The following is an 18,462-nucleotide window of genomic DNA, read 5'->3' as shown; positions in this document are numbered from 1 at the left end:
TTGTCTTCGGTCACTCGAACCAGCGGTTGACGGTCGCACGGAAACTGCCGTCTTCCTGCATGATGTGCAGCCACTGATCGACGAAGGCCTTCAGCGCCACATCGCGCTGGAGCCAATAGGCCTTCTCGGCGAAGTCGAACGGCGTGTCGGGATGCACGGCGCAGAGTACACCGTGATGCAGCTTCTGCTGATAGCGGGTCTCTGACGCATCAGTCATCATCAGGTCGGCACGGCCCTGTGCGATCTCGTCGAAGATACGGGTGTTGTCGTTGAAGACGGTGATCTCGGCCGATTTGATATGCGTCCGTGCAAAGCGCTCGTTGGTGCCGCCGGGATTCACGATCACCTTGACGCCGGGCCGATCGATCTCCGCGAGCGTGCCGAATTTCCCGGTATCAGCACAGCGCGCGATCGGCGTCTTGCCCTCGCGCATGATGGGTATCGAGAACACACCCTTCTTCTGCCGGTCGAGGGTAATCGACACGCCGCCCATCACCATGTCGAACTGGTCTGCCGCAAAGTCCGCTGACAGTTTTGGCCAGCTGGTCTTCACATAGTCGACCTTGACGCCGAGTGCTTTTCCAAGCGCCTGCGCCATCTCGACGTCGAAGCCCTTGAACGATGTCGTGACAGGATCGAACGCGCTGAACGGCATGTAGTCGCCGGTCAATCCGACACGGAGCGTCCCCCGGGCAATGATATTGTCGAGGCGGGACGGTGAGGGCGCAGGGGCCGGCGTCTGTGCCTGCAAGGGCGCCGCGAACAGCAGGCAGGCTGCCAGCCAGGCGGCGGTGATCCGGATCATGACGTCTCCCCCGTTTGTATCGCGGAGCGCACCGTTCAGGGGCGCACCGCGTTACGATCAGCTTACAGGGGATGTCGGACCTTTCAATCGACGAGTGCGTCTGCTGCGATCAGTTCACCCGCGTCCAGGTCTGGCCGCCGCAGAACATGCCGCCGAAGGCGCAGCCCTGAACACGCAGCGTGTCACTGCCCTTCAGGGCGATGGTCGATTCGTAGGTGCTGCCGCTGTTCGGATCGAAGATCTTGCCGGCCCATTTGTTGTTGCCGGGCTTCATGTTGATCAGCACCTTCTCCCCATTGGCTTCGGTCTTGGCATTCATCGAATAGCCGCACAGATTGGCGCCGCATTGTTCGATGCGAACCTTGCCTTCCTTCTTCTCGGTCATCCAGATGCCGAGCGGCGTTGCCGCGGCGGCAGGCGTAACCGGTGCGGGCGCATCCTGCTTGTTGACTGGATCTGTGGGCGGTGCGTTGGCGATGACCGTAGAGGGCGCAGATTTCTCGGCAGGCGCGGGAGCCGGGGCAGGCTGCGGGGCTACCGCGACGGATGGCGTGGTGGGTGTCGCCGGAGCTGCCGCCTCCTTTGGGGCGACAACGGGCTTCTGCGTCTCCACAGGCTTGGCCGTCTGTTCGGATCGCGGAGTGTTGGGGGCCTGCTCGTGCGTCTCGCGGTCACGCTCGCGCTTGCTGCGCTTGGTGCCATATTCGTAAACGCCGGGAATGGAAACCGAGATGCAGTCCGTCGAATTGCAGTCGCTTGGCGCTTCGATAATTATGGTGCGGCCGCCGATGTCGAAGGAATAGCTGTCGCCGGCCTGAGCAGCGGTGCTGGTCAGCAGGATGGCGGCGAGGGCGAAGAGCGGCTTCATGTGTCCTCCAAAGCGGTTGAAATCCTGACCCTGAACCGAGCCGCAGATGCGCCCGAACACCGTGATCCGCGTCACTCAGGGGGAATTGCAATTGCTTTGGTGTGTGGCGCCGACTGAAGAAGTGGTTCAATCATGCGCCGGACATTTGCTGTTTGAGGCAGCCTGACAGGCCCAAACGCCGCCGCTGGATGGCGGCGTCGCCTGAAGCCTGGCTTTCGTCAGTAGTCGCTGTAACGCGGGGCGCTGCTGCCCACGGTCATCTGGCTCTTCAGCGTCTCGAAACGATCGCGAGCGGCGCGCTCGCGCCCATCGATGAAATCGATGATTTCGTCACGCGGCATCGGGCCTGACGAAATCGGCCGTGAGCTGCCGATGGTTTCATCGACGAAATACTGGCCATCGTCGTCGCGGCGTGCGGTCCAGCGAAAGCGGATGGCATCGAGCGGACCCGGACCGAGACGAGAGTAGCCATCGACCTCAAGGGCCTCTGGAACCGTGGATGGCGACTCGTGTTCGACGAGCGGCGCTTCGGGCTCGGCGGCGACCATGACGGATACAGTCTCGGTGACCACGGTTTCAGTGACGACGGTGATCGAAGCGGGCTCGGTGTCGCCGTGTTCGGCCACCTGCGATTCCGCTTCCTTGCGGTCGAGAATGCTCGCAATGGCCGCGAGGGCGTGATCGGTCGGATCGTTCTGGGTCATTGAAATGCGCCTCCCCGCAATTACGCAACGTCCACATAGGCCGATATGTAATCGGCTGTGGTTTCATTTTGGTAATCGCTGTGGCTGTTTTTAGGCAGAGATCGGCGGACACCTGTCTTTCCAGGGCCGGATCTGCTCGAGTTGCCCGGCCAGACGGAACAGCATGGCCTCGTCGCCGAAATGCGCCGTGAACATCATACCGATCGGCAGGCCTTTGCTGCTCCAAGCGAGGGGCACCGACATGGACGGCTGGCCGGTCATATTGGCCATGCTGGTGCCTGGCATGTAGCGGCGCAGCAAAGGCGCGACATGGCCGAGATCGTCCGACATCGTGTCGATCTCGCCGATCCTGATCGGCGGCGTGCAGAGCGTCGGCGACAGGAAGATATCGCAGCCGGTAAAGAATTCGGTGACGCTGCGGGAGATCTGGAATGCGTTCTGCAGTGCTGTCACGTAGTCAACGGCGCTTGCCTTGCGGGCATTGTGTGCGCTGCCGAGTGTGAGTTTCTCGAAATCATCCGAGGTCATCGGGCGGCCGAACTTCTTCTCCGCGAACTGCACGGTAACCGCCGTATTGGCCGACACGATTGCCGCAATCACTTGCGCAGGGTCGAGCGGCAGCACCGGCGCGCGTTCTTCGACATGATGACCCTGTGCTGCGAGCAACCTGGCGACATCGCGGATGGCAGCGGCGACTTCGGGATCGATCGCGTCGCCATAGGGCGACTTGTCGGTGAAGAAGATGCGCAGCCTGCCGGGACCACGGCTGACTTCATCGAGGAAGGGACGTTCCGGTGCGGGCGCCATATAGGGGCTGGTCAGTTCAGGCCCGTGAACAGCATCGAGCATCGCGGCGCTGTCGCGCACGCTGATGCTGACGACGTGGCCGCAGGAAAAGCCGCCCCAGCCTTCGGCCTTGTCAGGCCCCGTCGGATTGCGAGCGCGGGTCGGCTTCAGACCGAACACGCCGCAGGCCGAGGCTGGAATACGGATCGAACCGCCGCCATCGCTGGCATGGGCGACCGGCAGGATCCGTGCGGCCACGGCAGCTGCCGCGCCGCCGGACGAGCCGCCCGATGCATGATCGGGATTCCACGGATTGCGCGTCGGTCCGTGCAGCCGGCATTCCGTCGTCGGCATCAATCCGAATTCGGGGCTTGCGCTTTTCCCGAACATCGTGAGGCCGGCATTGAGGAAGCGCTGGGCAAGGGTCGTGTTGTGATCGGCAACGAAGTCCTTGTAGAGACTGGCCCCGAAGGTCGTGCGCGTGCCGTCGAGGAGTTCGAGATCCTTCAGCAGGAATGGCACGCCGGTGAACGGCCCGTCGGGCAAGCCCCTGTCGATCTGGCGCTGCGCATAGTCCTCATGGCACACCACGACAGCGTTGATCCGGGGATTGACGCGCTCGGTGCGCGCCACCGCCTCATCGAGCAGTTCGCGCGGGCTGACCTGTCTGCTGCGCACCAGCCCGGCAAGGCCGAGCGCGTCGTGATCGCCGTATTCCTTGAATGCCATCGCGGGGTACTCTGGTGAGGACTGCAGCAGTGCTAGCGCGGATCAATTATCCGCGCCAGCTATCGCCGGTTCAGCCGAACACGTCCGCGTTGACGGCATTCTGCTTGATCGGCTCGCCGTCGAGCACGCTCAGCATGTTGCGCGCGGTCTGCGCGCCCATGCGGTCGAGTGCCTCGCGAGTCACGCCGGCGACATGCGGCGCGATGATCACGTTCGGCAGTTCGAACAGCGCATGACCGAGCGGTGGCGGTTCGGCTTCGAACACGTCGAGGCCGGCACCGGCGAGCTTGCCCGAGACCAGAGCATCATGCAGCGCGGCCTCGACGATGATGCCGCCACGCGCGGTGTTGATGAGATAGGCCGACGGCTTCATGCGGGCGATCCGCGCAGCGTTGAACAGGCCGGTCGTCTCCGGAGTCTTCGGGCAATGCAGGCTGACAAAGTCCGCACGGGGCAGGGCCGCGTCGAGATCGCTGACAGGCTCGCAGCCGGCAGCCTTGATTGTATCGGCCGAGACATAGGGGTCATAGACCAGCACGTTCATTTCCATCGCCTGGCAGCGCTTGGCGGTGCGGGTGCCGATACGGCCGAAGCCGACCACCAGCACGGTTTTGCCGAACAGGTCGAATGGCAGCGCTCCAAAGCGCGACGCCCATTTGCCCTCCTTGACCATGGCGTGGAGTTCGACTGCGCGCTTGGCGAGCGTCAGCATCATGAACAGCGCCTGTTCCGCAACCGAGGGTGAGTTGGCGGTGCCAGCGATCATCAGCGGCACCTTGCGCTTGGACAGCGCCGGCACATCGACCGCGTCGTAGCCGACGCCGATGCGCGCCACCACTTTCATGTCCATGCAGGCTTCGAGTTCGGACTCGCCGAACCGCGTGGCGCCGAGTGCGGTGCCGTGCACTGGTGCGTGTTGCTCGATCAGCTTGATGTAGTCGGCAGCGGAAATCAGATTGCTGAACTTGACCACTTCGATGTCATCGCGTGCGTTGAACAGGTCCATTCCCTGGGTCGACATCGACTCGGTGATCAGAAGTTTCTTCTTGTTGGTCGCCATTTCCACCCCTTGAAGTATTCTACGTTGTTGCGGACCTGCCAATGGCCGCGGGCGTTATCTAACAGGCTTGGCTCGATGAGGTCTACCATTGGTGGAGACGCGGCGTGTGGACTTGGCCGTGTTGAAGCCACTATGGTTGCTGATGATCGCAAGTGATTTGCTGCGCCGCGAAATTGCGCTGAGGGAGACGGTGATGACGAAAATGAATTTGCCCAGGCGCACGCATCGACCGCTGCGCCATGTGCTGTGCGTCGCCGGCGTTCTGCTGCTCGGAAATTCGGCAGCGGTCCACGCGCAGGGGCTGGTGCAGGGCGTGCAGCAGGGTGCAAGAAGCGGCAATCGTGCGGCTGGGCCGATCGGTGGCGTTCTCGGCGGGGCGATCGGCGGCGTCGTGGGCGTTGTCGGCGGTGTCCTGGGTGTGCCTTCGAACAGCAATGTTCGCGGTCCCGTGGGCGGGCAGTCGAGTGCCAAACAAACCAAGGCGGCCAAGAAGGGCAAGAAGGGCGCTCAACCCGCGGCGGAGCCGGAACTGACCGCCGAGCAGATCGTCGCGAGTAGCGACGCCAACACTAGCCGTATCAAGACGTCGCTCAACCTGACGCCGGAGCAGGAAAAGAACTGGGCCGGTTTTAGCAACGCCATGCATACGCTCGGCAATAACGGTGCGGAGCGCCTGAAACTGCGTATTGCCCGCGCCAAGCGCGATCCGCCGGATGACATCATTGAGCAGATGCGCAACGAGGCCCAGTTCCTCAACGACCGTGCGGTCGATCAGCGCGCCGTTGCCGATGCCGCGGAGCCGCTATTCGCCACGCTGGATGACAAGCAGAAGGCACTGTTCATTCAGGAGATGGTCGGCCTCAGCCGCGAGCGCGGTCTCGACTAATCGCCGCAGAGAGGAACCTCTTGGCCACGGGGACGTTTTTCCTTCATCAGATGTAAGGAGACGATCATGGCTGAGAAATTCGATCCCGCACCCCACGACAAATATGCCGTTGGCGTGAAGGAAGCAGCGCGCGCCGATCGCAAGACGTCTGAAGAACTCAAGACCGGCCTGAAGGACAGTTTCCCGGCTTCGGATCCTGTAAGTGTGACGCAGCCTGACCGGTCGAAACACGATAACGACGAGGGTAACTCATCGCTCTGGAACAAGATCACGGGTGTTTTCAAATCCTGACCGCGCACCGACGTAACGATTGATTAACCACGTGCGCTGCACAATCACATCGGGCTTTGACTGGTGACGATGGAGGCTGGCGTTGGCGACCGTGTTCTCTGACAGCGATCTAGAAGCAGCCGATATCCCTGCGGCTTCGCGGCGGGGCGATATCTTCACCATCCACGCGACGCGCAATGACCAGAGCATGGTGACGCATCGGATCATTCCGGACGTCGCCGTCGCGCAAGCCCGCACGCTGAACGATGCGGGTTGGCGGGTGAGTATCTCAGGCCTTGGCGGCCGCCGGTTCTCGCCCTCGGAATTTCATCAGCTGCTGACGTTCAAACGGATCGGCTGACGCTCCCGAATTTGGAACCCCGCCGGTAACACGAGCGGGGTTTTTTGCACGTGCGAACATGGTAGGTTCGCGCCACAAACTCCTCTCAAGTCAAATAAGGTAACTGGCCTAAGGCAATGAGAAAACTAGTGTTCGCAGCTATTGCCTTTATCGGCATCGCTGCCCAATCTCCCGTATATGCAGCGTCGTCCCGGACCGATCAGATGCTCAAACTGTCACCGGAAACCCGTCTGGAGCAGCGTTGCGATGCGCGTGCGATGGGCTCCGTGGGCCGCGAGCACAAGGGATACAAGCCGGACGAGTTCGTTGCCTACGCGTTTGCCGATCCGGTCATTCGAGGCAACGAGATCAAAGCGCCGGGTGGCGCCATTCGCAGCGGCGGCAAGTGGTACAGACTGTCCTATGTCTGCGAGACCAGCCCTGACGGGCTCGACGTCAAATCCTTTGCCTATCAGCTCGGCACTGAAGTGCCGCGTAGCGAATGGGACGAACACTATCTCGTGCCACGCTGACTGCCGAACTACAGGTTCACCATGGCCGGTGATTTGAAAAAGCGTGACGAAATCTGGTTGAGCAATTCCGTGCTCTGCATCGTCTCCAGGTTCGAGCGCGCGCACAGCAATGCTTTGACGGGCGGCAGGTGCGGCAGGTAATATTCCTGTGCCCAGACAAGTGTAGGTGGAATCATCCGCTTCGGGATTGCGGTGATGCCGATGCCGCTTTCCACAGCCGCCAGCTTGGCGTGATAGTCGGGACTGTTGAATACGATCTTGTATGACAGACCGTGGCGCGTCAGGGTCCGGATCATCAGATCGTCGCCCGGCCATGTCAGGATGGGGATCGGCGCGCCCGAACTGAGGACGAAGTCCTTTGCGCGCACCCACACGAACTCCTCATCGGCCTCGTTGACGATCAGGTGCGATATCTCGCTGCTCATTTCGGGATTTTCGAGAATGTACGCGATATCGATATAGCCGTCGATCAGGCCTTTGGTGATGCCCACCGAGTTGTCAGTGTGAATGACCAGATCGGCCAGGCTTTGGGAGGTCTGATGGCTGAAGAAATCCTGCACGAACAGTGTGCTCAATCCAAACCGGATCGGCTGCGGAAGATTGGCCACGCCGCCAATCCGCAACATCTGGTCGTTGGCTTCCAGAATCCGTCTCGCCTGATGCAGCACCAGCTTGCCGAGCTGGGTAGCGGTCGTGCCGTTGACCGTTTTGGTGAAGAGGTTGCCTCCCACCATGGCCTGCATGCGCTTGATCTGGGAACTGACGGCGGGCTGGCTCAGGCCCAGGCGTTCGGCTGCCTTGGTCAGGCTGCCGGTCTCCGCGATCGCCACCACGGTGCGGACGATCTCGATGGGGATATTGAGCGGCTGATATCGCTTGTGCATTGCGACACGTCCGAGTCGTAGAAATGGGCAGTCGTCAAAATTTACAGTTGTGTACCGCCGGACTGCAATCAAAGACTTGGATTAGTTCCAAGTTCCGTGAAAAGACGTATATAGGCTTGGGGAAATCTGGATAATAAGGTTGGAACAAGGTAGTCCAATACGCCGCCGATTCCTTAGGGGGCGTGGGGTTTCTTTTAAGCAATTACAGGTTGTCTGTTTCGGAGCTCGGCACGCGTGAAAACGCGATAGGCTGGGCAAGCTGTCATCGGTTTTCGGAGACTGCAGATGCCCGGCACCCGCAGAGTTCATCTGAACGATAACATTCGCACCGAACATCTGAAATGTTCGGGCTGCAGGACCCAAGTTTATTTGATCAAGATCGAGTCGGACGACGAGGGCGGTGAAATTCGCACCTTTGGCTGTCCACATTGTGCCGCGTCGAAATCGCTGCGTTTGGCGCCACGCCGGCAAAACCTCAAGCCCGCTGAACTCGTTGCGGACCAGGTCGTCTGCTGATCGAACGACTACAGTCGGTCGACGCGCAAAAAGAACGCCCAGATGATGGACAGGACGGCGGCGATGACAAGCCATGACGGGTTCATGCAGAATATATCGCCGTAGTGGCACACCTGCATCGCCCATCTGCTGTTGTTGATACTCGCTGCGTAAAACACACCGGCAGCGACCGTCAGAATGCTCGCGATCATGAACATGGGACGCTCCAATAATATTGGCGCCACACTGTTCTGCATTCTTGAAGCAGCCGTGAATCGAATCGACGAAAGTCGGGGGCTTTGCGCATTTTTGATACGCGCACTCCAGCCCGATACCGTCGCGGATCCGCTTGAGGCTTTGTTAACCGCGAGTCGCCCAGAGTTCCCGATGGGGATATTGCGACGTTGGGGAGGCCCGATTTGGCCAAATACGAAACGACGAAATACGCGCAGATGCGCCGTTGCCGGATGGCGCATCTTCATGGCGAGTTGATCGATGAGCGATTCAGCGACGATGCCGACAGCGTTTTCGTCAACGGCTATGTGCACGCCGTTCGTCCGGATCTGACCTGCTGGCCACTGCGCTGGACGATCACCGTGGAGCCGTATCCGGTCGAAAGCCGCGTTTTGGCGATGACCGGCTGACCGTCGTACATCCAAACAAAAAGCCCTCGCTAGCGAGGGCTTTTTGTTTGGATGTGTTCTGCAGCGATCAGTAGCGCGCGACCGACGGGCCGCCGAAATGATAGTTCAGTCCGCCGCGTACCGTATTGGTCTTCAGGTCGATATCGTGGGCAATGATACCGGTTGCAGCGCCTGGTCCGGTGAAGGTCGGCGCCGAGACCGATTGCTTGCTGAAATCGGTATGGAGATATTCGACCTTCGCCGACCAGTTTTTGGTGAACGCGTGTTCGATACCGGCGCCGATGGTCCAACCTGCCACGGTCTTTGACAGTGACGCGGTTTCGTTCTGGCCAGTCGTGTCGATTAGCGAGGATGCGAAGTTCAACTCGGTGAGCGCGAGGCCGCCGGTTGCGTAGAAAAGCGTACGATCGACCGTGTAACCAACGCGCGGGCGCAGCGTGACCAGCCAATCACTCGTGACGGAATTTGTGGTGGTGAACGAACCGCCGGCCGGGAAAGGCGCGGTGAAACCGCGCGACTGCTTCAGGCCGAAATAGTTCGCGTCGGCCTCGACGCCAAACAACCAGCGGTCCACCTGATGATTGTAGCCGACCTGACCGCCGCCGGTGAAGCCATCGGGATTGAGCCGCGGCGAGGCAGCCGCAATCGCCTGCTGGTTTGCGATCGGCGCGGTGCCATTGACGAAAGCATTGGAGACGTTGCTCTGCCCCCAGGAACCACCGGCGTTGCCGCCGACATACCAGCCGCCCCAGCTATAGCCTGCTTCGGTCGTCGCGGGCGTCTTGGTCCAGACGCGCGACTGCAGGTCGGCGGCAGCGGCATTCACCGCGCCCGACGCTGCGATGATCGCGGCCAGCCAAAGGGTTCGCATCCAGGACCTTCCATCGCTCTGAAGATATTGAGCGAATTCGACACAAGCTTTAGCTGGAAACGCTGACCTTGGCTGTCACCGGTGGGCAACAGAAGCAGAACAATACCTGAGTACGGCAGCAAAAAGCCCGGCCGTTGGGCGGCCGGGCTTTCCGTAACTTGATGTGATCAGTAGGCGCAGATGTTGACGGTCCGGACGCGCGGCCCACGGCGGGTTTCCACCACGCGGCGCTGCAGGCAGCCATCGGTCAGGCCGCCGACATAGAAGGTGGGCCCGCCATAGAAGGCGTGGTGACCGTAGCCACCCCATCCACCGTGCCAGCCACCGACATGCCAGCCGTGGGCCGATGCAGCGCTGGGGGCGAGGGCGGCTGCACCGAGCGAGGCTGCAGCGATCAGTCCGAGGGTTACTTTGCGAAACATAGATCTTCTCCATTGGGTGGGCGCGCGAGCGCTTTGCTGTGTCCCTGCCCATCAGTCGCTACCCTCGTCGGGCGCGTTCAAAGCGGTTCTGGAGAATCGTGTTTCAGTCTTGTTTCGTCGGAGACAGCTTTCATCGAAGCCCGGTCTCTCGATCAGAGCAGCGCAGTGGCTGCAGGCGCACCAACTAGCTGAGTTGCGAGATGGCTGAGCGGCGGCGTCGCGAAATCGTCGCGCGCTTAGAAGCGGGCGCGGTAACCGTCATAGGCGTGAGCGGCCAGAATGCCGGCGCTGAGAAAGCCGAAGAGTGCAGTGACGGTCTCAATCATCGTGGTGGTCCTTATTCCCCCGCGAACTACAGACGGCACGGGGGGCCGCACAGTCAAAGAGATTCGCGGTCCGCTTTTCATTCGGAGCTGTAGTGATGCGTCGTTGCAACATTTTACGCGGTTGCGCGGAGTGATCGCGGCGCAACGGCGATGACAATGCGGCGCCGGCGAGGCGACGCCAGCCCGGCGCAGGGTTAACGGGCGCTGAAGGCGTATCTGCGCGGGCATGATGAGGCGACATGGGGGATGACCGAGTCGCAGCAGTTCACCTCAGTGGATTTTTTGCTTACATACGCTTCAAGGAATCGCGCCGGTTGTCTCGCTCCCCGAGCCGCAGGATCGAACGTCGCAAGTGAGGATCTCCAGTGGCCGATACGTTCAATAACGAGATCAATGTCGGGCCGCCCCCTGTGCCGCTGCGCAAGCGCAGGTCGTTCGGCCCGTTCGGAGTTGTCGCCGTGCTGTTGATCCTCGCTGGCGGCGGTGGATATCTCTGGCTGAACTACCACGACGCACTGACCGACATGGCACAGGCCGTGACAGGAAGCACTGGCCCCAGAGATAGCGCCCCGGTATTGGCCAGCGCGGCGGAGGGCGGCGTCAGCGCGACTGATTTCGCGGCGTTCCAGCAGCAGACCGGAAGTTCGATCCAGGCTGCTACCGAACTGCTGACGGCACAGCAGACAGAGTTGAAGCGCCTGTCGGATCAGATCCAGGGCCTCACGACCCAGGTCGTTGGACTAACCGCCAAGATCGACACGCTACAGGGCAGGGGCGTTCTCGCAGCTCCGGCTCCAGCCGCTGCGGCGCCAGCGCCCATGGCCGCAGCTCCGGCTGCGCCAATGGCCGCGCGCCCGGCACCCACGGCGCCGCGCAAGCGACCCGCCGATCGTCCCGCCGGTGCCATCTCGGTCGGCGGCGCTCCGCTCCCGGCAGCGGCACAGCCGCCGCGGTGATCCCTTAAGCGGCCTAACGCGTCTGGGGCCGTCGTGTTTTTTTAGGCGGCCTGTGACGGCTGAGATCGGGCGGACCGCCGACGATCTTGGTCTTCACGAATTCGCATTTCGGGCAGGTGAAGGTGCACTTGTCGCCGCCGCCGGGATGCGGCTCGCTTCGCAGCAACGCCATTCGCGCCCGGCACATCGCGCAGCGCGGCGGCTTGAGAGCGCCGAGTGTTTCAGCGGGCGTCGTTGGCTCGGATTGATCGATCATGTCGTCCGACAGAGGATGATGCGGCAAATGGCGGAAAGGGTGTCCGCCGATTTGACGTCCAGCGCAATCCTAAGAAATCCAGTTATCCCCATTTAACAGGCACTTATGATCGCCTGTTCGTCCACCGACGTCTTGCGAAAACCCACGACATCCCACATGTTTTGTGGGGTGAAATGTGGGGTGCTAAATGGGCGGAACGACCGGGATTCGAATTCGCAGGAAACATCCTGACAAGGCGCTGAACGTCCTCGCCATCAGGGCGATCGACAAGCCCGGGCGTTACGCCGATGGCAACGGTCTCTATCTCAAGGTCGACTCATCCGGTGCGAAACGCTGGGAGCTCCGCACCGTGGTGCGGGGCAAGCGCTGCGACATCGGTCTCGGCGGTCTCAAGGCGGTGACGTTGGCCGAGGCGCGTGAGCAGGCTCGGAAGTACCGCGCCATGGCACGCAACGACGAAGACCCGCTCGCCGAGAAGCGCCGGGCGCGGGAGGTAGTGCCGACGTTTCGAGTGGCTGCCGAAACCGTCCACAAGGAGCATGCCAAGGCGTGGAAAAACGCCAAGCATGGCGACCAGTGGATCAATACTCTCAAGACCTACGCCTATCCAGCATTGGGCGATCGCCGGGTCGACCAGATTGACACCCCTGAAATCCTCAAGGCGCTGTCGCCGATCTGGCTGACCAAGCAGGAGACGGCCCGCCGCGTCCGGCAGCGGATCGGGACCGTGCTGGATTGGGCGAAGGCCGCCGGCTTCCGCGCCGGCAGCAATCCGGTCGAGGACATCAGCAAGGCACTGCCGCGGCAGTCAGAGCGGAAGGGGCATCACGCAGCCATACCCTACATCGAGGTGCCGGCGTTCGTGCACGGACTCGCAGGCGCCGACGTCGCAACCATTCCGGATCTTGCCTTTGAGTTCCTGATCCTGACGGCAGCTCGCACCGGCGAGGTGCTGGAAGCCAGATGGGACGAGATCAACCTTGAGCAGGCAGCCTGGACGATACCGGCCTGGAGGATGAAAGCGGGCAGGGAGCACCGTGTGCCGCTCGCGCCGCGCTGCATCGAGCTTCTGGCGCAGGCCAAACGGCTGGCCGCAGGCAGCGACTTCGTCTTCCCCGGGCGCTCCGGCAACAAGGCGATGTCCAACATGGTGTTGCTGATGATCATGCGGAGGCTGAAATCGGCTTACACTGTGCACGGTTTCCGGTCGGCTTTTCGGGACTGGGCGTCGGAGCGGACCAATTTTGCGAGCGAGATTTGCGAGGCTGCGCTGGCTCACATCGTCAAGGACAAGACTGAGGCGGCCTACCGCCGGGGTGACCTGTTCGAGAAGCGGCGACAACTTATGACAGTTTGGGCACTGTTTATTTGGGCCGCCCATGACAACATTGTTTCGCTTCGGCCACCCGCATAATCCTTCTTTTAGTCGCCCGACAGGCTTTTCATTCAATGCAGCATCACGAAAAAATCCAACTGCTCGTCCGACGCAAATTTCCCGACTTTCAGAAAGGTTTAGAACGCCGCGTGTTAGGGCCCGAACTTCCGCAGGTAAAAGTCTATACCGCCGAATTGGAGTCCTTGCTCCCAGCAGAATTGGACGCACGCGTGATCGACGAGACTCGCAAGGAAGCGATTGAAATTGAGGACGCCGGTCAGCGCTCAGATCAGGTGGCCTTCTTTAATGACCCCGGCGCTACCGCCAATTTTCGAGTGTGGTGCGGGCTAAATTCTTGGAGTGTTGACGAGGCCACGGCTCTCTTGCTCCGTAAGGCCCCGGAGGTTGTTTCATCACCTCTTCTGCGCAGCGTTAAGAACTCTCCATTCGCAACCCGATACGAGCGATTGCGACAGCAAATGTTAAGGGCAAAAGCCGATGGCAAATTCAAAGATAGAGATCATCCGAAAGCGTTCATTGAGTGGGCGATCGGAGTGGGATTCGACGCTCCCGCAGAACTCGTCGCTATTGCGCAGCCTGCCTCGCCGTCGATCCCAGTAGACGCGTTGTCCCCAAAAGTCCGGGCTTCGATGCTGAAGCTGATCTTGGGGATGGCGATGAAGAATTACGGGTACAATCCAACGCAAAAGAAAAACACCGCAACAAAAGCCATTACTGACGATCTAGCCGAGAATGGTATCGATCTAGATGAGGATACCGTCCGCAAATATCTCGGCGAGGCGGGAGAACTCTCAACGTCAAAACCGAAGTGAAAAATAGAGCTGTAAATCGGTTTTGGCTAATCCAATTCGGTCACACACTCCTTCACACCGCTTAGGACTTCTCCAAACGCTAACGTTTGGAGAAGTCCATTGGCCGACGAATACACACTTCCTGAGACGGGATTTGTTCGTCTCCCGCGCATTTTGCCCCCAAGGGGCCCGATCCCGGTCAGCAAATCGACTTGGTGGGCTGGCGTTAAGTCCGGCCGCTACCCCAAGCCGGTTAAATTGGGTCCGCGGATTACCGCTTGGCGCGTCGAGGATATTCGGAAGCTAATCGACCGGGGAGCCGCGTAATGGCTCCCAATCCGTTTTCAGTCGCTTCCGCAGAGACCATCGCGAGGCAGCTAGGACTGCGCCGCAGCGGCCGGCGCTACGTCGGCACTTGCCCCGCCTGCGGGTATTCAGATTCGTTTGTCGTTTGCGATGGAGCGGATCAACCGCTGGTTTTTTGCCACGCTTGCCAGGACACCGATGCGGTTTTAGGTGCAATTCACCGCCGCGGCATTTGGCGCCATGGTGCTGGTACCAATCAGTCGAGCCTCGTGCAGACCCAGCCGCTCGAATTGTCGCGCGCTGGCATAAGGGCTCGCGAACTCTGGATTCAGGCGGCTGCAGCCAAGGGGTCGCTAGTCGACATCTACCTGCGAAGCCGTGGCATCGTAACGACGATACCGCCGACGTTACGTTTCCTGTCTCTCGCCAGGCATAGTCCCAGCAATCAATCGCTGCCGGCGATGATCGCTGCGGTAACTGTCTGGCCGGAACGACGACCTTGCGCAGTGCACCGGACATTTTTGGCCGCTGACGGCAAGGGTAAGGCGGCGATTGACACGCCGAGGATGACACTCGGCACATGCCGCCGCGGTGCCGTTCGCCTCGCCGAAGCCAACGACCAATTGATGGTGGGCGAGGGCATCGAAACCTGCATGGCCGCAATGCAAGCCACCGGGCAACCGGCGTGGGCGGCGCTTTCCACCTCGGGATTACGCAATCTTGCAATTCCAGAGCACGTCAAAGAGGTCGTCGTTTTAGCCGACGGCGACCTGCCTGGAGAAGAAGCCGCGCAATACGCTGCCCGGCGCTGGGTGCGGGAAGGACGGCGAGTACGTATCGCGCGGGCGCCGAAGGGACAGGATTTCAACGACTTGCTTCTTATGGACGCCCCTACCATCGAGGGGCGCTCGTCATGACGGAAAGCCTCATCATGGAGGTCGTCGCGCAATCGAAGGAGTTTGTGCTTCGAGCATATGACATGGAAGAAGGATCGAAACCTCGTCTGTTGATCGATCATTGTAATCCCAATGAAACCGTAGCTGCGCTGCGGGATATTCTCGCGGCTCAGACCAACCTCATTTACGAACGGGTAGTTCCGATACGTCTTGCTTTCGATCAGTTGCAAGACGGCGTGATAGCGCTACAGATGACGGCGGATGCTATCGTCCTCTTGGCACACGGTGTTTGCCGCCCCTACGCGTTGAAAAAATTGCCGGATGGGTCGGTCGTGGAGGTTGATGCGCGTTTGCCTCGGCCCATTGCTACAATGTATCTTGGCTGGCGCGGCGAGTGGCGGCTGGCCCCGCTCAACGGTATAGCGTCCTCACCCCTTCTCGCGGATCACGGCGCGATCAATACCTTCAAGGGCTACGACGTCGGTTCGGGAATGTGGTGCGAAAAGGTTCCGGATCTTGGTAATCTTGTCCCGGTTAACCCGACCAAAGAGCAGGCAGCAGCCTCATTCTTGTTGATCCGCGAAACATTCAAGACCTTTTGTTTTGCCGACGCTGAGACCGTTGAAGATCGGCTGCACGGCGTACCTGTCGTAGATACCGCAAAGCCGCCAGGAAAGGACGAATCCGGTTTCCTCGTAGCCTTCATGACCGCGGTCTGCCGCCCCAGTCTACACCTTGCACCTGGCGTGCTGCTACGAGCTGCGCCCATGTCAGGCGCAGGAGCAGGAAAGGGACTGTTAGCCCGCTGCATGTGCATTGTTGCGTTTGGACACGAACCGCATGCCGTTACGTCGGGTGCCACTTCGGAGGAGTTGGAAAAACGCATTGCCGCTGAGTTAATGGAAGGTAGTCCGGCGCTTTTCATCGACAATCTGAACAATACTGCCTTCAAATCTGACCTGCTGGCGAGCGTCATCACAGAACGGCCCGCACGGGTGCGGCTGTTGGGCAAATCTCAGATGGTGCCCCTCAATGCGTCCGCCCTGGTTCTTCTGACGGGAAACGGATTGACCGTTTCGGAGGACCTGGCTCGCCGCTTCATCGCCATTGAACTGGACCCTCGTACCGAAGATCCGGAGGCAAGGCCCTTTGCGAGCGACATCCGTGCAGAAGTAACCGCTATGCGTACCGTTCTGCTCGCTGCTGCGCTGACCATTTGGCGCTGGGGGAGACAGGCAACCAACTTGCCAGCGGGATCCCGCTTGGGCAGCTTCGAAACATGGGGTCGCTGGGTTCGCGATCCGTTGCTGGCCCTTGGATGCGAGGACCCCGCTCAGCGGGTGAGTGAAGCGAAGCAGCGGGATAGTCGCAGGCAGGTAGTTTCGCATTGGTTCACACTCTGGCGCGAGCGCCAGGGTGACGAGCCGGTGGCAGCCAGCGCACTTCACGAAGATGTAAGACAAGCAATTGATCCACAGGGGCGGGGCCGGCAGTACGTTGCTTCGCAGCTCGAAAAACACACCGGCACTCGGATCGGAGGATTTGTTCTCGAACGACAGGCCGCCGTCGGAAAGTGGGGTACGGCAACGTATGTGATCAAGAACTCCAGCAACGTGGACGACGGAGGGCATAGGGGGCACAGGGACGAAGCAAAGGAACCGACGCCGGCGGGACCGTCCTATGCGCCCTATGCCCCCTATGCCGGAGGCGAGCACGATGGAAACAATGCCGTCGCAACTTCCGGGGATGAACAGGTGGCTGCCGTTGGGCCGACGGCAGTGCGCGCAGCACTAACCCCTGTCGGCCCTCAGCCTTGGAGAATGCGCATATGACCGCCAATCAAGCCCTTCAGACCGCGCGCGATCTCGGTATCGCCATTAAACTCAGCGGCAATGGTTTATTGCTTTCCGCTTCATTTGAACCGCCGGCCGGTGTTGTTAAGGATCTTGTCCGCCACAAACTGGAGATCCTCGGAATCTTGGCTCCCACGGAAACGGCGCTCACCGCCGAAGACTGGCTTGTATCGTTCGACGAGCGGGCAGGGATTGCCGAATTTGATGGTGGCCTGCCACGAGAATTGGCGGAATTGCAGGCGATCGGTAGCTGCGTTCTTGACGAAGCTATGGGCAGGACTGAGGGAGGGCAAATCGAGCAGTTTGTCCGATCTCTTCCCACTCATATTCGGTCCGCCGGCAACGCAGTGGAGACAATCAAACTTCACCCGGGGGAGCTCGAGATTTCGGAGACAACCCCATGAACCAGACACGTGTCGTGGCGCAGCTGACGAACATCAGGGGAGCGAGACGCTGTAGTGCAACAACGAGAGCGGGCGGGTCCTGCCAATGCCCCGCCATTCGCGACCGCACCCGGTGCCGGCTTCATGGAGGTAAAAGCCCGGGGGCGCCGAGGGGAGCCGGCAACGGCAACTACAAGGGCGGCGAGTTCACCGTGGAGGCGAAAGAGGAGCGACAATGGCTGAGGTCGATCGTTCGCACCTATGGAAGGGTGGACAAGACATGAGCACCGTACCGCCGAACCAGGTGTCAGGGCGGGTAGGGAAAGAAGCTCCGGTCCGAGTCAAACTGGAGCGCATCAACTGCGACGTCGCGCAATCGCTTCCACCAGATGGCAATTATCAAGAATGGCTCGACCGGCTGAAAGTTGCTCTCGGCACCGCCTCGAATGAGTCCGTCACTGCCACCCTGTTCCAGCTCCAAGCCGCCGCGCGCCTGCCCAACAGCGGACTTTCCGAGATTGCCGTGAACGCCGCATTGGCTTTGATCGAGAGCGAGCGTCCCCAGGGTGAGACCGAATGCGCCATCGTGGTCCAAATGGCATGCCTGCACTCCGCCACCATGGCCGTCCTTGGCCGTGTCGGCGGAGGGCATGGCGGAGATCGCCATATCTTGGCGGCGGCTACCGCGGCAAGTCGCTTGTCACGAAGCTTCGCGATCTTGGTAGAGACGTTGCGTCGGTTACGAAATGGGGGCTCACAAGTAATCCGCATTGAACGGGTCGACGTTCGCAACGGTGGCCAAGCAGTTATCGGAAACATTCAAAGGTCCTGAGGACCACCACCGGGCCATGATCGAGACCGAAGTTGCTCATTGGCTGAGCTGAAGAGGGCGAGCCGCTGCGTCGGCGAGTCAGGCGGCGCTGTTGTTGCCCAATCTGATTTAGTCCGCAGACGTCTCCGCCGTGTGACTTCGGTGATCGACACCCAGTCGGTATGTGATGT

23 protein-coding genes are annotated in these 18,462 nt (G+C 60.6%); 14 read left to right on the top strand and 9 right to left on the bottom strand.

The window, feature by feature from the left end; all coding sequences use genetic code 11:
• Positions 1–10: 10 nt before the first annotated feature.
• The 5 genes from AB8A38_RS05505 to AB8A38_RS05485 form a co-directional block, all read right to left on the bottom strand.
• Positions 11–805, bottom strand: coding sequence for a transporter substrate-binding domain-containing protein (locus tag AB8A38_RS05505; protein WP_439085275.1), 795 nt, complete (start codon positions 803–805; stop codon positions 11–13).
• Between the two features lie 109 nt (positions 806–914).
• Complete coding sequence (locus AB8A38_RS05500) at positions 915–1,673, bottom strand: DUF2147 domain-containing protein (RefSeq protein ID WP_439085274.1); 759 nt, start codon at positions 1,671–1,673, stop codon at positions 915–917.
• Between the two features lie 218 nt (positions 1,674–1,891).
• Positions 1,892–2,377: a hypothetical protein gene (locus AB8A38_RS05495; RefSeq protein ID WP_439085273.1), complete on the bottom strand. Its 486-nt coding sequence runs from the start codon at positions 2,375–2,377 to the stop codon at positions 1,892–1,894.
• Positions 2,378–2,467: 90 nt separating this feature from the next.
• On the bottom strand, positions 2,468–3,892 hold the full coding sequence (locus AB8A38_RS05490; protein WP_439085271.1) for an amidase: 1,425 nt from the start codon (positions 3,890–3,892) through the stop codon (positions 2,468–2,470).
• Positions 3,893–3,962: 70 nt separating this feature from the next.
• Complete coding sequence (locus AB8A38_RS05485) at positions 3,963–4,952, bottom strand: hydroxyacid dehydrogenase (RefSeq protein WP_439085270.1); 990 nt, start codon at positions 4,950–4,952, stop codon at positions 3,963–3,965.
• A 202-nt stretch (positions 4,953–5,154) separates the two neighbouring features.
• On the opposite strand from AB8A38_RS05485, the gene AB8A38_RS05480 reads away from it, so the two are divergent.
• The 4 genes from AB8A38_RS05480 (at position 5,155) to AB8A38_RS05465 (ending at position 6,981) form a co-directional block, all read left to right on the top strand.
• Positions 5,155–5,838 carry a Spy/CpxP family protein refolding chaperone gene (locus tag AB8A38_RS05480; RefSeq protein ID WP_439088464.1) on the top strand — a complete coding sequence of 228 codons (684 nt, stop codon included), beginning with the start codon at positions 5,155–5,157 and terminating at the stop codon, positions 5,836–5,838.
• A 66-nt stretch (positions 5,839–5,904) separates the two neighbouring features.
• The gene (locus tag AB8A38_RS05475) at positions 5,905–6,129 is read left to right on the top strand and encodes a hypothetical protein (RefSeq protein WP_315842009.1); all 225 of its coding nucleotides are present in this window, start codon (positions 5,905–5,907) and stop codon (positions 6,127–6,129) included.
• Between the two features lie 82 nt (positions 6,130–6,211).
• Entirely contained in the window at positions 6,212–6,469 is a 258-nt protein-coding gene (locus AB8A38_RS05470; protein WP_089264353.1) for a hypothetical protein, read from the top strand.
• A gap of 203 nt (positions 6,470–6,672) precedes the next feature.
• A complete protein-coding gene (locus tag AB8A38_RS05465; protein WP_439085269.1) occupies positions 6,673–6,981 on the top strand; it encodes a DUF930 domain-containing protein in 309 nt (102 codons plus the stop codon).
• Between the two features lie 8 nt (positions 6,982–6,989).
• Here the strand turns inward: AB8A38_RS05465 and AB8A38_RS05460 are convergent, their stop codons facing one another.
• Positions 6,990–7,814: a LysR family transcriptional regulator gene (locus tag AB8A38_RS05460; RefSeq protein WP_439085267.1), complete on the bottom strand. Its 825-nt coding sequence runs from the start codon at positions 7,812–7,814 to the stop codon at positions 6,990–6,992.
• Positions 7,815–8,150: 336 nt separating this feature from the next.
• Between AB8A38_RS05460 and AB8A38_RS05455 the strand changes: the two genes are divergently transcribed.
• The gene (locus tag AB8A38_RS05455; protein WP_315842013.1) at positions 8,151–8,381 is read left to right on the top strand and encodes a hypothetical protein; all 231 of its coding nucleotides are present in this window, start codon (positions 8,151–8,153) and stop codon (positions 8,379–8,381) included.
• Between the two features lie 8 nt (positions 8,382–8,389).
• Here AB8A38_RS05455 and AB8A38_RS05450 read toward each other — a convergent pair whose 3' ends face one another.
• Positions 8,390–8,578, bottom strand: a complete 189-nt coding sequence (locus AB8A38_RS05450; protein WP_092142869.1) for a hypothetical protein — start codon at positions 8,576–8,578, stop codon at positions 8,390–8,392.
• 201 nt (positions 8,579–8,779) lie between these two features.
• Here AB8A38_RS05450 and AB8A38_RS05445 point away from each other — a divergent pair, with 201 nt between their 5' ends.
• Entirely contained in the window at positions 8,780–9,004 is a 225-nt protein-coding gene (locus tag AB8A38_RS05445) for a hypothetical protein (RefSeq protein ID WP_068731744.1), read from the top strand.
• Between the two features lie 67 nt (positions 9,005–9,071).
• Here AB8A38_RS05445 and AB8A38_RS05440 read toward each other — a convergent pair whose 3' ends face one another.
• Together AB8A38_RS05440 and AB8A38_RS05435 are read right to left on the bottom strand one after the other, a co-directional pair.
• Positions 9,072–9,875, bottom strand: coding sequence for an outer membrane protein (locus AB8A38_RS05440; RefSeq protein WP_439085266.1), 804 nt, complete (start codon positions 9,873–9,875; stop codon positions 9,072–9,074).
• A 167-nt stretch (positions 9,876–10,042) separates the two neighbouring features.
• A complete protein-coding gene (locus AB8A38_RS05435; RefSeq protein WP_439085265.1) occupies positions 10,043–10,297 on the bottom strand; it encodes a hypothetical protein in 255 nt (84 codons plus the stop codon).
• 691 nt (positions 10,298–10,988) lie between these two features.
• Here AB8A38_RS05435 and AB8A38_RS05430 point away from each other — a divergent pair.
• The 8 genes from AB8A38_RS05430 (at position 10,989) to AB8A38_RS05395 (ending at position 18,292) form a co-directional block, all read left to right on the top strand.
• Complete coding sequence (locus AB8A38_RS05430; RefSeq protein WP_439085264.1) at positions 10,989–11,579, top strand: hypothetical protein; 591 nt, start codon at positions 10,989–10,991, stop codon at positions 11,577–11,579.
• 443 nt (positions 11,580–12,022) lie between these two features.
• The gene (locus tag AB8A38_RS05425; RefSeq protein ID WP_439085262.1) at positions 12,023–13,249 is read left to right on the top strand and encodes a tyrosine-type recombinase/integrase; all 1,227 of its coding nucleotides are present in this window, start codon (positions 12,023–12,025) and stop codon (positions 13,247–13,249) included.
• Between the two features lie 35 nt (positions 13,250–13,284).
• Complete coding sequence (locus AB8A38_RS05420) at positions 13,285–14,043, top strand: hypothetical protein (RefSeq protein WP_439085261.1); 759 nt, start codon at positions 13,285–13,287, stop codon at positions 14,041–14,043.
• 305 nt (positions 14,044–14,348) lie between these two features.
• Complete coding sequence (locus AB8A38_RS05415; RefSeq protein ID WP_439085260.1) at positions 14,349–15,245, top strand: DUF7146 domain-containing protein; 897 nt, start codon at positions 14,349–14,351, stop codon at positions 15,243–15,245.
• Entirely contained in the window at positions 15,242–17,056 is a 1,815-nt protein-coding gene (locus tag AB8A38_RS05410; protein WP_439085259.1) for a hypothetical protein, read from the top strand. The genes AB8A38_RS05415 and AB8A38_RS05410 overlap by 4 nt, the downstream gene beginning before the upstream one ends.
• The gene (locus tag AB8A38_RS05405) at positions 17,053–17,481 is read left to right on the top strand and encodes a hypothetical protein (RefSeq protein ID WP_439085258.1); all 429 of its coding nucleotides are present in this window, start codon (positions 17,053–17,055) and stop codon (positions 17,479–17,481) included. Before AB8A38_RS05410 ends, AB8A38_RS05405 begins: the two co-directional genes overlap by 4 nt.
• The gene (locus AB8A38_RS05400; protein WP_439085257.1) at positions 17,478–17,744 is read left to right on the top strand and encodes an HGGxSTG domain-containing protein; all 267 of its coding nucleotides are present in this window, start codon (positions 17,478–17,480) and stop codon (positions 17,742–17,744) included. The genes AB8A38_RS05405 and AB8A38_RS05400 overlap by 4 nt, the downstream gene beginning before the upstream one ends.
• On the top strand, positions 17,696–18,292 hold the full coding sequence (locus tag AB8A38_RS05395) for a hypothetical protein (protein WP_439088631.1): 597 nt from the start codon (positions 17,696–17,698) through the stop codon (positions 18,290–18,292). The genes AB8A38_RS05400 and AB8A38_RS05395 overlap by 49 nt, the downstream gene beginning before the upstream one ends.
• Positions 18,293–18,462 lie beyond the last annotated feature (170 nt).

The sequence above is a fragment of the Tardiphaga sp. 839_C3_N1_4 genome (assembly GCF_051811045.1).
Classification (GTDB): domain Bacteria; phylum Pseudomonadota; class Alphaproteobacteria; order Rhizobiales; family Xanthobacteraceae; genus Tardiphaga.
Note: the sequence above shows the minus strand (reverse complement) of the source record. Positions and strands in the feature narration are given on the sequence as shown.

What these genes read in the sequence shown, in the direction of transcription:
- AB8A38_RS05505 (WP_439085275.1), bottom strand. Translation starts at nt 805, where the DNA reads ATGATCCGGATCACCGCCGCCTGGCTGGCAGCCTGCCTGCTGTTCGCG.
- AB8A38_RS05500 (WP_439085274.1), bottom strand. Translation starts at nt 1,673, where the DNA reads ATGAAGCCGCTCTTCGCCCTCGCCGCCATCCTGCTGACCAGCACCGCT.
- AB8A38_RS05495 (WP_439085273.1), bottom strand. Translation starts at nt 2,377, where the DNA reads ATGACCCAGAACGATCCGACCGATCACGCCCTCGCGGCCATTGCGAGC.
- AB8A38_RS05490 (WP_439085271.1), bottom strand. Translation starts at nt 3,892, where the DNA reads ATGGCATTCAAGGAATACGGCGATCACGACGCGCTCGGCCTTGCCGGG.
- AB8A38_RS05485 (WP_439085270.1), bottom strand. Translation starts at nt 4,952, where the DNA reads ATGGCGACCAACAAGAAGAAACTTCTGATCACCGAGTCGATGTCGACC.
- AB8A38_RS05480 (WP_439088464.1), top strand. Translation starts at nt 5,155, where the DNA reads ATGAATTTGCCCAGGCGCACGCATCGACCGCTGCGCCATGTGCTGTGC.
- AB8A38_RS05475 (WP_315842009.1), top strand. Translation starts at nt 5,905, where the DNA reads ATGGCTGAGAAATTCGATCCCGCACCCCACGACAAATATGCCGTTGGC.
- AB8A38_RS05465 (WP_439085269.1), top strand. Translation starts at nt 6,673, where the DNA reads ATGCTCAAACTGTCACCGGAAACCCGTCTGGAGCAGCGTTGCGATGCG.
- AB8A38_RS05455 (WP_315842013.1), top strand. Translation starts at nt 8,151, where the DNA reads ATGCCCGGCACCCGCAGAGTTCATCTGAACGATAACATTCGCACCGAA.
- AB8A38_RS05450 (WP_092142869.1), bottom strand. Translation starts at nt 8,578, where the DNA reads ATGTTCATGATCGCGAGCATTCTGACGGTCGCTGCCGGTGTGTTTTAC.
- AB8A38_RS05440 (WP_439085266.1), bottom strand. Translation starts at nt 9,875, where the DNA reads ATGCGAACCCTTTGGCTGGCCGCGATCATCGCAGCGTCGGGCGCGGTG.
- AB8A38_RS05435 (WP_439085265.1), bottom strand. Translation starts at nt 10,297, where the DNA reads ATGTTTCGCAAAGTAACCCTCGGACTGATCGCTGCAGCCTCGCTCGGT.
- AB8A38_RS05425 (WP_439085262.1), top strand. Translation starts at nt 12,023, where the DNA reads ATGGGCGGAACGACCGGGATTCGAATTCGCAGGAAACATCCTGACAAG.
- AB8A38_RS05420 (WP_439085261.1), top strand. Translation starts at nt 13,285, where the DNA reads ATGCAGCATCACGAAAAAATCCAACTGCTCGTCCGACGCAAATTTCCC.
- AB8A38_RS05415 (WP_439085260.1), top strand. Translation starts at nt 14,349, where the DNA reads ATGGCTCCCAATCCGTTTTCAGTCGCTTCCGCAGAGACCATCGCGAGG.
- AB8A38_RS05410 (WP_439085259.1), top strand. Translation starts at nt 15,242, where the DNA reads ATGACGGAAAGCCTCATCATGGAGGTCGTCGCGCAATCGAAGGAGTTT.
- AB8A38_RS05405 (WP_439085258.1), top strand. Translation starts at nt 17,053, where the DNA reads ATGACCGCCAATCAAGCCCTTCAGACCGCGCGCGATCTCGGTATCGCC.
- AB8A38_RS05400 (WP_439085257.1), top strand. Translation starts at nt 17,478, where the DNA reads ATGAACCAGACACGTGTCGTGGCGCAGCTGACGAACATCAGGGGAGCG.
- AB8A38_RS05395 (WP_439088631.1), top strand. Translation starts at nt 17,696, where the DNA reads ATGGCTGAGGTCGATCGTTCGCACCTATGGAAGGGTGGACAAGACATG.